The 12,358-nt window shown below is 53.1% G+C and carries 12 protein-coding genes and 1 pseudogene; 5 read left to right on the forward strand and 8 right to left on the reverse strand.

Annotation, left to right across the window (positions count from 1 at the left end; genetic code table 11):
• Positions 1 to 123: 123 nt before the first annotated feature.
• Positions 124 to 717, forward strand: coding sequence for a hypothetical protein (locus AC6CHM_RS00755; protein ID WP_498171618.1), 594 nt, complete (start codon positions 124 to 126; stop codon positions 715 to 717).
• Complete coding sequence (locus AC6CHM_RS00760) at positions 714 to 1,265, forward strand: GNAT family N-acetyltransferase (RefSeq protein WP_354344901.1); 552 nt, start codon at positions 714 to 716, stop codon at positions 1,263 to 1,265. Before AC6CHM_RS00755 ends, AC6CHM_RS00760 begins: the two co-directional genes overlap by 4 nt.
• Here the strand turns inward: AC6CHM_RS00760 and AC6CHM_RS00765 are convergent.
• Complete coding sequence (locus AC6CHM_RS00765; RefSeq protein ID WP_498171620.1) at positions 1,244 to 1,879, reverse strand: helix-turn-helix transcriptional regulator; 636 nt, start codon at positions 1,877 to 1,879, stop codon at positions 1,244 to 1,246. The two genes, AC6CHM_RS00760 and AC6CHM_RS00765, sit on opposite strands and share 22 nt — an antisense overlap.
• 117 nt (positions 1,880 to 1,996) lie before the next feature.
• Between AC6CHM_RS00765 and AC6CHM_RS00770 the strand changes: the two genes are divergently transcribed.
• The gene (locus AC6CHM_RS00770; RefSeq protein ID WP_498171621.1) at positions 1,997 to 3,427 is read left to right on the forward strand and encodes an MFS transporter; all 1,431 of its coding nucleotides are present in this window, start codon (positions 1,997 to 1,999) and stop codon (positions 3,425 to 3,427) included.
• A 100-nt stretch (positions 3,428 to 3,527) separates the two neighbouring features.
• Here AC6CHM_RS00770 and AC6CHM_RS00775 read toward each other — a convergent pair whose 3' ends face one another.
• Entirely contained in the window at positions 3,528 to 5,423 is a 1,896-nt protein-coding gene (locus tag AC6CHM_RS00775; protein ID WP_115051778.1) for an ABC-F family ATP-binding cassette domain-containing protein, read from the reverse strand.
• Between the two features lie 253 nt (positions 5,424 to 5,676).
• Positions 5,677 to 6,189 (reverse strand): DinB family protein, encoded by a 513-nt coding sequence (locus tag AC6CHM_RS00780; RefSeq protein ID WP_337353815.1) that lies wholly within the window; start codon positions 6,187 to 6,189, stop codon positions 5,677 to 5,679.
• Positions 6,190 to 6,254: 65 nt separating this feature from the next.
• On the opposite strand from AC6CHM_RS00780, the pseudogene AC6CHM_RS00785 reads away from it, so the two are divergent.
• Together AC6CHM_RS00785 and ndk are read left to right on the forward strand one after the other, a co-directional pair.
• Positions 6,255 to 6,947: pseudogene (locus AC6CHM_RS00785) on the forward strand (glutathione S-transferase family protein).
• Positions 6,948 to 7,063: 116 nt separating this feature from the next.
• Positions 7,064 to 7,486 carry a nucleoside-diphosphate kinase gene (ndk, locus tag AC6CHM_RS00790; RefSeq protein ID WP_115051775.1) on the forward strand — a complete coding sequence of 141 codons (423 nt, stop codon included), beginning with the start codon at positions 7,064 to 7,066 and terminating at the stop codon, positions 7,484 to 7,486.
• 131 nt (positions 7,487 to 7,617) lie between these two features.
• Here the strand turns inward: ndk and AC6CHM_RS00795 are convergent, their stop codons facing one another.
• From AC6CHM_RS00795 to AC6CHM_RS00815, 5 genes are all read right to left on the reverse strand, one after another.
• A complete protein-coding gene (locus AC6CHM_RS00795; protein ID WP_354344895.1) occupies positions 7,618 to 8,088 on the reverse strand; it encodes a molybdenum cofactor biosynthesis protein MoaE in 471 nt (156 codons plus the stop codon).
• A gap of 1 nt (position 8,089) precedes the next feature.
• Positions 8,090 to 8,344 (reverse strand): molybdopterin converting factor subunit 1, encoded by a 255-nt coding sequence (gene moaD / locus AC6CHM_RS00800; protein WP_115051773.1) that lies wholly within the window; start codon positions 8,342 to 8,344, stop codon positions 8,090 to 8,092.
• Between the two features lie 3 nt (positions 8,345 to 8,347).
• Complete coding sequence (gene pgsA / locus AC6CHM_RS00805) at positions 8,348 to 8,932, reverse strand: CDP-diacylglycerol--glycerol-3-phosphate 3-phosphatidyltransferase (RefSeq protein WP_115051772.1); 585 nt, start codon at positions 8,930 to 8,932, stop codon at positions 8,348 to 8,350.
• Positions 8,933 to 9,058: 126 nt separating this feature from the next.
• Positions 9,059 to 11,137, reverse strand: a complete 2,079-nt coding sequence (gene uvrC, locus AC6CHM_RS00810) for an excinuclease ABC subunit UvrC (protein ID WP_498171625.1) — start codon at positions 11,135 to 11,137, stop codon at positions 9,059 to 9,061.
• Positions 11,134 to 11,916 carry an SDR family oxidoreductase gene (locus AC6CHM_RS00815; protein ID WP_498171627.1) on the reverse strand — a complete coding sequence of 261 codons (783 nt, stop codon included), beginning with the start codon at positions 11,914 to 11,916 and terminating at the stop codon, positions 11,134 to 11,136. Before AC6CHM_RS00815 ends, uvrC begins: the two co-directional genes overlap by 4 nt.
• Between the last annotated feature and the right edge of the window lie 442 nt (positions 11,917 to 12,358).

The raw sequence follows: 12,358 nt of genomic DNA on the forward strand, positions 1-12,358 counted from the left end.
AAGTGGACACCGGTTTTCCGTCCGAAATTGCGTAAAACAAAGACAGGCAATTTCAGGAAAAGTGGGCACCGGTTATCCGTCCGGAATTGCGTAAATTGGAATTGCTTTTGAGGGGAGGCGCCGATGCGTTTCGTTTTCCTGTTTCTGCTTGTTCTAGGTGTTGTTTTCGGCATTGGCGGGCCTTGGGCAGCCGTGAATTTCTCTGGAGAGGAGATCGGAACCTGGCGTGTTTATGACCGGCCCGGCCCCTACAAGCCTGTCACGGTTGCCTTGAAAGCTGAAGATGCGCCCGTGCGCGCCTTTGTCGATATGCAAACACTTCGCAATTTTATCCCGACGGTAAGCCGCACGGCCTTAACCGCGGTTGTGACCCATAATGGCAAAGACGTTCTTGTTGAAACATTGAACTATACCGGCTCAAAAGCCACCAATAAAGGTTCGCCACAAGGGCAGCAGATCTATCGCGATGAAATTGGCGATATCAACCCTGCCCAAGACGGAGATTATCTCTTCACGATAGGGCCAGGCGATTTTGACGGGTTGGAAGTGGCTCATGTCGATCTGGTTTTGCGAAAAAACGCTTCAATTGTCGATTGGCGTATCATGCCCGCTGGTATTGCCTTGATCGTAATCAGCATAGCCGGGCTTTTATTTTTGCGTCGCCGCGGCAAGGCAACGCCAGTTTCGGTTCCGCCGCAGTCGAAATGGGGCAGATGATGGCCAGTCAGGCCACAAAATTTCCTGTTATGGTCACGCAAAGATTGCGCTTGCGTCAGTTTGAGCCGAAGGACGATAAGGGTCTCCATGCTTGCCTCGGCAATCAGGAGTTGGTGCAATATTGGGATTTCGCGCCTTGTAGGAATATCCAGGAAACACGGGGTTGGGTAAGGGCTCTTGCGAAGGGAGCCCAGCCGGAAACAGCCATTGCTTGGGCCGTGGCCGATATCAAGACAGATGAATGTATCGGAATGGTCAATTATCACCATCGCGAAGCCTACAGCCGCAAGCTTGAGATTGGCTATATTCTTCGGGCCGAATATCACGGCCAAGGCCTGATGACGGAGGCTGTCCGAAAAATCATGACCCACTGCATTGATGAGCTGAAAACGCGGCGCATTGCGGCGATTATCCATCCAGATAATGCACCTTCAATCCGATTGGCGACGAGACTGGACTTTGCACTCGAAGGCGGACCCCTTCGCGATTATTGGCGGGTAGGGGATCGTTTCATCAGTCCGATGGTCTACAGCTTCATCGCAAGCTGATCGCTTTGTTTTGACCTTGCTGCAATTGTATAAGCACAACGCCGCGCACCTTTGAGGATGTGCTCGAAACGTGTAACTTCAACATCAGGCCCAAGTGCTGCTTGAAACACTTCAAGCTCGGAGCGGCAGAGTTTTTGACAGGCCTTTGCAGCAACACAAATAGGGCAATGATTCTCGACAAGGACGAGTTTGCCTTCTGCGTTGCGGGTGCTGGTGGCCATATATCCTTCCGCTGAGCGAATGGCTGCAAGCTGTTCCACCTTGGCTTCAAGGGTTTCAATTGGTTCAAGTGCAAGCTGATATTGATTAAGCGTCGCCTGTTCGCGATGAGAAATCAGTTGATCCAGTCCGGACTCCCCGAATACCGCAGAGATTGAAGCGATGAGATCTCTGGTTAACCCGGCATGGTTATCCGGAAACTGGGCGTTTCCTGCCTCAGTCAAATGCCAAAACCTCTTGGGTCTTCCCACGCTCTCACGGCTGTCTTCATAATCGACAAGGCCGACTTCATGCAGTCGCCCCAGCATCTGGCGAACAGCCACCGCGGTAATATCCAGACGTTCCGCTAATGCCGCAGCTGTTTGAGCCCCGGTCACTTTCAAGGAATATAGCATGCGATTTGTCGTTCGATCCTGCATGGTGCCAATATAGGCATAAAAATTAAAAAAGCTATTGCTTGTTTTATAAAGCGGAATATAAAAACATAAAACTAATTAAATTGAGGAAATGCCATGAGTGACCATGCTCAACCCAGCGATGCCCGCTGGTCGGAACTGCTAACCGCCGACTATTCGGCAGCCACAACGACACTTTGTCTGGGCGTTGCCCTTTTCGCCTTTAACGGCTTTCTGGTGTCGACATCGCTTCCCACTGCCGTGGGCGAAATTGGCGGTATTGAGCTGATATCCTGGGCATTTACCCTTTATCTGGTGTTTTCTATTGTCGGCGGCGCCAGCGGTGCCTTGCTGAAAGCCCGCTTCGGCTCTCGTACCGCGCTTGTCGGTTCGGCCCTGGTATTTTTGGCTGGTACATTGATTGCGGCCTTTGCCTCATCCATGACCGAAGTCCTGATAGGCCGGGCCCTTCAGGGCGTGGGCGAGGGCATTATTGCTGCCACCTGTTACGCGCTGATCCCGGAACTCTTTCCGTCCCGGCTTGTCGCCAAAGTGTTTGGTGCTGAAGCGGTCGTTTGGGCTATTGCGGCATTCGGTGGTCCGTTGGTGTCCGGCATGCTGACCGAGCATCTTTCGTGGCGCGCAGCCTTCCTCATCAATGTTCCCTTGGGGCTGATCTTCATCGCATTGACATTCCGCATCGTTCCGCGCTTTTCCGGCGAGATACAGCGATTAAGCGTACCATTTTTTCGGCTATCCGCCATCGGTGCCGGTATCATGCTCGTTGCGTTAGCCAGCATCATGCAGAGCGTGCCCATGGAAGTGCTTTTCGTGGCCGGTGCAGCCATAGTCCTTGCCTCGGTCATCCTAATTGATCGTCGCAGCGACACACCACTCTTTCCGTCAGATGCCTTTTCGCTCAATTCCACGGTTGGCATTGGCCTTTGGGTTGTGCTGCTTATGCCGGTCGCGCAAGCTTCCACCTCGGTCTATCTGGTTATGACCCTGCAAAACCTTTGGGGTTATGGTCCAACCAAAGCTGGTGCTTTCAGCGCAACTTTTGCAATTGCATGGAGCCTTTTTGCCATTCTTGTCGCAAATATTCAGGATCCGCGCCGCCGTGCCTGGATGATCCGCCTTGGACCAACGCTGCTCGTCAGCGGTCTTGCGATCATCGTCTTTGGTTTCTCGCTGGACGAACCTCTGGTGGTCATGCTCGGGCAAATATTGATCGGCACGGGCTTTGGCATAAGCTGGGGCTTCCTCAGCCAAACGGTGATGGAAGCTGCCAAGAGCGGCGAGCGTGATCGCGCTTCTGCCTTGCTGCCAACCCTGCAATCTGCCGGCTATGCGATTGGGGCCGCCATAGCGGGGCTGGCTGCAAATGCTGTCGGCTATCCGCTCGCAACGACGCCAGATGCCTTACGGCATGCATCGATAATCATCTTCGCCGTATCGACGATTATCGGCCTCGGCGCACTGCTTGCCGGCTATGCTTTGCCGCTGCGCAAAAAGACAATGCTTGCAATCGATTTGCCCAAGCTTTGACAGACTTTCGGAGGGCTAGGGTCTTGGCCCTGAAACTCTGAAATATCCAGGAGAGGGGACGGTTTCGACCTGCACGTTCCCTCTCTTGCGATGTTCTTAATTATAAATCAGCCATGGCCTCTTCATATTCGCTGGAGAGCGCCAGCCATTCTTCCTCGGCACGCGCCAGTGAAGATTTGGCATAGCCAATCTCTTTGCCGATCTGCGTCGCCTTTGCAGGTTCGCGGGAATAGATGATCGGGTCCGCGAGTTGGACTTGCAGCGAGTCGATCTTCTTCTGGAAGCGCTGAACCTGTGCTTCGGCTTCCTGAATCTTTTTCTGCAACGGCTTTAATGCCTCGCGCTTTTGGGCAGCCAGCTTCCGCTGTTCTGCTTTGCTGAGCTTCTGGCCTTCTTCGACCACGATCTTGTTGCCCGAGCGCTCGGCCTTGGCATCAGCCAGAACCAGTGAGCGGTAAGCATCAAGATCGCCATCGTAAGGCGCAACTGCGCCATCGCGCACCAACCACAGCCGGTCCATTGTCGCTTCGATCAGGTGGCGATCATGGGCAATCAGGATGACAGCGCCGTCGAACTCGTTTAGCGCGTGCATCAAGGCTTCGCGGCTGTCTATATCAAGGTGGTTGGTCGGTTCGTCGAGGATCAGCAGATTTGGCCCTTCAAACGTCGCAAGTCCCATCAAAAGTCGGGCTTTTTCACCACCAGAGAGGTCTTTCGCCGCCGTATTCATCTTGACCGTAGCAAGACCCATGCGCGAGACGCGCGCGCGCACCTTCGCTTCTGGTGCATCCGGCATCAGCTTGCGAACATGCTCGATGGCATTGTCTTCCGGTACGAGATCGTCCAGTTGATGTTGGGCAAAGAAGGAAATCTTCAGGTTCGAAGCAACCGTGATCTTGCCTTTTTGCAAAGGTAGGCGGCCACTGATCAGCTTGGCAAGCGTGGACTTACCATTGCCATTCGACCCGAGCAGCGCAATGCGGTCATCCGCATCGATGCGCAGGTTCAAATGCTTGAGAATGGGTTTGCCCGGCGTATAGCCGACTTCACCGCTTTCAATCGCGATAATAGGAGAGGCCACGACCTTTTCCGGTTCCGGAAAATGGAATGGCATCACATGATCCTCAATGTGCGCGGAAATCGGTTTGAGCTTCTGCAAGGCTTTCAAGCGTGATTGCGCCTGCTTGGCCTTGGATGCCTTGGCGCGAAAACGCTCCACAAAGGCTTCCATGTGCTTGCGGTGGGCTTCCTGCTTGGTACGCGCCTTCTGCTGCAATTCCAGCGCTTCCGAACGCAGACGTTCGAACTGATCGTAATTGCCCTGCCAAAGTGTCAGCTTGGTCTGATCCAGATGGATGATGGAGTTGACGGCGGAGTTCAAAAGGTCGCGGTCATGGCTGATGAGGATGACGGTATGCGGATAACGGCGCACATAATCTTCCAGCCATAAGGTGCCTTCCAGATCGAGATAGTTGGTTGGCTCGTCGAGCAGCAGAAGATCCGGCTCAGCAAACAGCACCGCCGCCAGGGCAACGCGCATGCGCCAACCGCCGGAAAAAGACGATGCCGGTCGTTTTTGCGCTTCCGCATCAAAACCAAGGCCAGAAAGAATTGCTCCGGCGCGGGCTTCAGCCGAATGCGCGTCAATGTCGGCCAGTCGGATGTGAATATCGGCAATACGATGCGGATCGGTTGCAGTCTCCGCCTCGGCTAGCAGTTCCGTACGTTCCTTGTCGGCGGCAAGCACGATTTCTATCAGCGAGTCTTCGGTGCCCGGCGCTTCCTGCGCCACCTGACCGATGCGGATATTCTTCGGCAGGAAGAAATCGCCGGTCTCTGCATGGAGTTCGCCAGTGATGACCTTGAACAGCGTGGATTTACCCGCACCATTACGGCCCACAAGTCCGGCTTTTGTGCCGGATGGCAGGTTGAGACTGGCGTGATCGATCAGCAAACGGCCGGCCATCCGCACGGATATATCGTCGAGAATAAGCATGGCCGCGCTTTTGCACGGGAAATCTCATTTCCGCAAGGTATTCGTGTTTAAAAGTCAGATTGCACGGCTGCTGTGCGTGGTTCGCCCTTCGACAAGCTCAGGGTGGCTCACCATGACGAAGGTTGATGCTCCGCAATAATATCACTGAAGCTGCAATTCTTGATGCCTGCAACCCACCACCTTCCTCATCCTGAGTTTGTCGAAGGGCGCTATTGCGTTCTTGCAAAGATTTTCAATAGTTTGAAGGAAGAGTTCAAGAATAAGGCCTACCTTCTTCAGTCCTTTGAAATTGAGCGAGATCAAACGAAGGCAAGGTCTTTCCAAGACTCGTCAAAATACCGTGAGCCTGACCGCGATGGTGAGTTTGGTGATTAAACAGATGCGCCAGAGCTGGTGCCAGCCGTTGGCTGATGGTGCGCATGTCACTCACGGTTGTATAGGTGAAACGAGAGGCGATTGCCTTGCTGTCCAAGCTCCGTACCCAGTTTAAAATGCGGGCATCTTCCTGCTCCCGCGCCGCTTTCAGCTCATTGAACCTGTCAAAGAGTATCGCATCGAGAGCCTTGGGAGCATCCCCTTCGCCGCTAAAGCGAAACATCCAGATGCGGTCAGTCACCAGTAGGTGGTTTAGCGTCCTGTGCAACGAGCCAAAAAAAGCGCCCATGTCACGGCGGTATTCCTCGTCCTCCAGCTCGGCCACTGCGATATAGAGCCGCTCGTTTACCCAGCGGTTATATGCCGCCAGCATTTGAAAATGCTGTTCCATCCGTTGACTTCTCCATTACAAGAGTCAGTATTGCTGACATACTATATCGAGCGAGGTAATTTGCCATGGGAATTGTTCTGCACGAGCTTGTCGGTACTGACAAGAGCCGCCCATTTAGTCCTCATTGCTGGAAGACAGTGATGTCACTCGCTCATAAAGGCCTGCCATTTGACAGGAATGCGGTCTCTTTTATTGATATTCCGAAACTTGAAAACGGCTATTCCGCCAAGGTCCCGGTGGTAAGGGATGGCGAGAAGCTCGTTGCTGATTCATTCGACATCGCGCTCTATTTGGAGGATCATTATCCGGACCGTCCTTCACTTTTCAAAGGCGAGGGCGGCCGCGCCATGGCTCGTTTTGTCGAGGGGTATTCGCAAATGATCCTGCATCCCTTCCTCAATCTGGTCGTGCTGATGCCGGTACACGATGTGCTGGACACACCAAACCAGGCTTATTTTCGCGAAAGCCGCGAATAGATTTTTGGCCGCAAGCTTGAAGATGTCGCCGCTGATCGCGATAGTAAGCGCGACGCATTTACCAAAAGCCTGGCTCCGATCCGCAAAATGCTGCTCTCGCAGCCATTCATTGGCGGTGAAACGCCGCTCTTTGGCGACTACATTGTTTTCGGCGCATTCCAATGGGCAAGGGTGTTGACGCCTTACAAGCTGTTTGATGAGGGAGATCCGGTTGCAGACTGGTTCGAGCGGTGTCTCGATCTGCATGGCGGCATAGCCCGTAAGGTATTGGCTGCGGCATAAGAGGGCAGTTCAGGAGGGCATTCAAGCGCATCGGGTAAAAGGTCTCTTGGCAAACGCACTGCCTGCCGCTATAGACCCGCCATCCAATCTCCCCAAAATGACAAGGTTTCATTTCCATGGCAATTGAACGCACTTTCTCGATGATCAAGCCCGACGCGACACGCCGCAACCTCACTGGCGCCATCACCGCCAAGCTTGAGGAAGCCGGTCTTCGTGTTATCGCTTCCAAGCGCGTCTGGATGAGCCGCCGCGAAGCTGAAGGCTTCTACGCAGTGCACAAGGATCGCCCTTTCTTTGGCGAACTGGTAGAATTCATGTCTTCCGCTCCAACCATCGTTCAGGTTCTTGAAGGCGAAAACGCCATCCTGCGCAACCGCGAAGTCATGGGCGCCACCAATCCAGCCAATGCTGACGAAGGCACAATCCGCAAGACTTTCGCCCTGTCGATCGGTGAAAACTCGGTTCATGGTTCCGATGCACCTGAGACAGCTGCAGAAGAGATTGCTTACTGGTTTTCCGGTACAGAAATCGTCGGCTGATTCTTAAAAGCTGATGAATAAAAAAGCCGGGTTCGCCCGGCTTTTTTATTGGCCTTATGCCACGATTGACAGGATAACCAGCACCAACACTGCGATAAACCCCACAATCAGCGAACCTGTTGCGAGCCGGTTCACAGGCTATGCCAACGTTTGAATGCGTCCTGATCCTTGGTCTTGGCTTCGACCCAGCCGCGTTCTTCGCCCGTAATCAAATGTTCTTTTTTCCAAAACGGGGCCGTGTTCTTCAGATAATCCATCAGGAATGAAGCGGCATTGAATGCCGCCTCGCGATGGATTGATGCTGCCATGACAAGAACAATGTTCTCTCCGGGTTTGATCAACCCGAAACGATGAATGATTGTGAGGCCGGTAAGTGTCCAGCGGTCCAGCACTTCGGCTGCAACGCGGGTCATTTCTGCTTCCGCCATGCCGGGATAATGTTCAATCTCAAGCGCCGCCAGCGTTCCAGCTTCGTCGCGGCAAAGACCGCTGAATGTTACCACAGCGCCTATATTCCGGTTCTGTCCGGAAATCTGGCTCATCTCAGCGGCGATATCGAAATCGTCACGCTGAACTATGATCCGTGGCTGCACCGCGTCCATATCATCCCCCGGTCATCGGCGGGAACAGGGCGATTTCGGTTGCTCCTTTTACAAAAGCGTCGTGTTCCACATGTTCCTGATTGATGGCAACGCGGATCACATTCTCATATTCGAGAGCCGCGGCATATTCTTCGCCGCGGGTTTTCAAATGAGCCAGTAAATCGCTGACTGTGACAATTGCCGGGTCAAGCTCAATCACTTCCTCGCCTTTTCCGATCCGCTCACGCACCCATGCGAAATAGACGAGTTTGGTCATTGATCAATCCACCACATGTTTCAGGCCAGCGCGGAAATAATCCCAGCCGGTATAGAGAGTTATCAGTGCGGCACTCCACAAGAGCACGATACCAAGAATTGTGATGATTGGCACGATCTTGTCGCCAGCCGGGCCCGCAAGGAGAAAAGCCACCGCGACCATCTGAATTGTGGTTTTCCATTTTGCCAGACGGCTCACAGGCACGCTGACTTTAAGCTCTGCCAGATATTCACGCAGGCCAGAGACCAGAATTTCGCGGCAAAGAATAATAATCGCGGCCCAGAGTGTCCAACCGGCGATAGTTTGATCTGCTGCCAAAAGAAGCAGGCAAGCGGAGACGAGCAACTTATCAGCGATAGGATCAAGCATGCGGCCTATTGTTGATGTTTGCTTCCAGATGCGCGCCAGATAGCCGTCAAAAAAATCGGTAACGCTGGCAATGATGAATATGGCAAGCGCGGCCCAACGGGCTGTATCGCTTGATTGCAGGCTTCCTTCAATGAAAAAGCACAGGACAACCAGCGGCACAGCAATAATACGGGCATAGGTCAGGATATTCGGTAGTGAGTAGGCGTTGTTCTTGGGCATATTTCCAACCATTCAAATCATTACCGATCAAAGGGACTTAAGCACCTTACGTCAAGCTCATCATGGCCAAGTCAGGCGCAATTATGTCTGATAGCAGAGCAAAGTTCGCTCCGACCAGTTTCCTTCCTATGTACGGAAATGATCGCGAATTGTAATAGCCATCGCTTCAGATATACCGTCGACCTTCATCAAATCTTCGACAGCAGCCCGGGAAACGGCCTTGGCAGTACCAAATTGATGCAGCAGCGCGCGTTTGCGTGATGGTCCGATGCCTGCAATTTCGTCGAGCGGGTTCTTTATCATCTCTTTTTTGCGCTTCGCTCTGTGCGTGCCAATCGCGAATCGATGGGCTTCGTCACGCAGCCGCTGGAGGAAATATAGTACCGGATCGCGCGGGGGTAGGGTAAAGGCTGGTTTGCCTTCCATGAAGAAGCGCTCGCGGCCCGCATCGCGGTCCACGCCCTTCGCCACACCAATGGCAGTGACCTTGTCGGTAAGACCCATTTCGTTGAGGATACCGCGCACCGCGGTCATCTGACCTTGCCCGCCGTCGATGAGAATAATATCGGGCCAAGCCGGGAAGGCATCTGAATCATCATCGAATTCATCGATTTCGACGTCTTGTGCCGGCATATCCTTGTTTTCGGGCGAGCCATGTTCTTTGACCAATCGGCTGAAGCGGCGCTCAATCACTTCACGCATCATGCCGAAATCATCGCCGGGCGTAATATCTGTCGAGCGGATATTGAATTTCCGATACTGGTTTTTGACGAAACCCTCGGGTCCGGCAACAATCATGGCGCCTATCGCATTGGTGCCCATAATGTGGGAATTATCATAGACCTCGATGCGGCGCGGCGTCTTTTCCAGTCCGAATGTCTCCGCTACACCTTTGAGCAAGCGCGATTGCGACGATGTTTCTGCCAATTGCCGCCCTAGAGCTTCTCGCGCATTGCTCAAGGCATGCTCGACCAGATCTTTCTTTTCGCCGCGTTGTGGAACAAGGATCGTGACCTTGCGTTCGGATTTGGCTGTCAGCGCAACTCCCAGTAATTCCTGATCCTCCACTACTTCGGAAAGCAGGATCATTGAAGGGCAGGGCTTGTCATCATAGAACTGCGACAGAAATGCCCCCAGAACTTCCGCACCAGACAAGGATGAATCCGCCTTGGGGTAATAAGCGCGATTACCCCAGTTTTGCCCGGTGCGGAAAAAGAACACTTGAATGCAGGTGACGCCGCCATCCTGGTAGATCGCAAAGACATCTGCTTCCTCGACACCTTGCGGATTGATGCCTGAATGGGATTGCACATGGGATAGGGCCGAAAGCCTGTCCCGATAGATTGCTGCCCGTTCGAAATCGAGATCGGCAGAGGCATCCCGCATCGCATTTGAAAGATGCGTCTTCACCGCCTGACTCTTGCCCGAAAGAAACGCCTTCGTCTCGGCAACGAGCTCATCATAATCGCGCTCGTCAATTTCGCCGGTACAAGGGCCAGAGCAACGCTTGATCTGGTAGAGCAGGCAGGGGCGCGTGCGGTTCTCATAAAATGAATCCGTGCAAGTGCGCAGCAGAAAGGCACGCTGTAGCGCGGTGATTGTTCTGCCCACTGCACCGGCAGAAGCGAATGGGCCGAAATAGTCTCCCTTGCTCGACCGCGCACCGCGATGCTTGAAAATGCCGGGGGCAATGCGCCGCTCTCCCGGTTTTGGCGCTGTCAGCAAAATATAGGGAAACGACTTGTCATCGCGCATCAGCACGTTAAAGCGCGGACGCAAGCGCTTGATAAGATTCGCTTCCAGCAGCAGGGCTTCCGTCTCGGTACGGGTAACCACGAACTCCATTTTCATGGTTTCGCGGATCATGCGCGCAATGCGATTATTGTGGCCCTGTCCACGTGCATAGTTTGAAACGCGTTTTTTCAGACTGTGTGCTTTGCCAACATAAAGCACGTCGCCTGATTCATTGAACATGCGATAGACGCCAGGTTTGTTGGGCAGGCGTTTGACAAGTTCGGCAATGACATCGGCGCCACTATTGCCGTCGCTGACAATTGCTGAATCCCATTCGATAGCGCTAATCAGCGCTGCAACGTTCCGCACCGGTTCATTGGCCACTCTGGCCGTTTCGTCAGTGTTTTCCGCCATGTCGAAATCGGGGTCGTCCCGTTCGAGGTTAGTCGCTTGTTTTGCTGGTTCGATCATTCTGCGATTCCCGTCGCATCGGCGGTTTTCCAGGCCAGGTGCTGTCCGCCATCAAGGGCGATCATTTGCCCCGTAATGGACCGTGTCTCCCAAAGATAACGAATTGTACGGCCAAATTCTGAAAGGTCCGGGCCTCGCTCCAAAAGGAGGCTGCTGACTTGTTGATTGAAATCATGCTGGTCCTGTCGGTCGCTCGGCATGGTCGGTCCAGGTCCAATCGCATTGACGCGAAGACGGGGGGCCAATGCCTGCGCCAGCGTTTGGGTAGCAGTCCACAGGGCGCTCTTCGACAAAGTATATGACAGGAATTTTGGGGTCAGTTTCCAGACGCGCTGGTCAATAATATTAACAATCAGCCCATCCTGTCCATCGGGCAGCAACGAGGCAACGGCGTCCGCAAGCAGCACCGGCGCCTTCACATGCACCGCAAAGTGGTTGTTCCAAACAACATCATCGGCGAGATTGCCAATTGCGTCTTCCTGAAAAACCGAAGCGTTGTTGACCAGAAGCTGTACCGGCCCAAGCTCGTGCTGCACCTGGGAAACAAGCCGCCTTGTTGCGTCGCTATCAGTTAGGTCAGCTTCAACAACGCAACCCTTGCCGCCTTTGCTCTCGATTGCGGCAAGTAGGGCCTCACCCTCAGCGCCCGAATGGTTGCTGTGAATTGCAACAGCAAACCCGTGACCGGCCAAATCTTCAACAATTGCCTTGCCGATGCGCTTGGCACCACCAGTTACAAGGGCAATCGATCGATCAAGCGTCACAGTTTTCTCCTTCATGGGGTGATTCAACGCTAAATATAGGCATGAGCCCGATAAAGCGCGAGGGGCTAACGTCAGCAATGAACAGTTCTAGTCGAACTTTAACGCGGATTGGAAATCAAACACGGAAAACTCTGATAGAGACAGAAAATCATCATTATCGCCAAGTCCAATGTAAATCTTAAGCAAGTGTTAAGTATACTATATTGACCGGCAATATTGTATGACTTTGAATGAAATTTGATTCAAATAGTGTGCGATTTCTATTTTGTAAGCTTATTTATAAATGATTGAATTTGCAGGGAAATTCTAATTGTTGCTGAAAAACCACATCGCATTTCGGCCATTTTCCTGACAGTTTCTTTTCACAGTCCGGCACGAGTCCCGCCACATTGAAGAGCGAATGTCATTCTCGTCAAGCGGACGTAATTTTGGTTTCCCCCCGACCAAAGGCCCGCTG

It is taken from the genome of Phyllobacterium sp. GQ127, assembly GCF_059758635.1.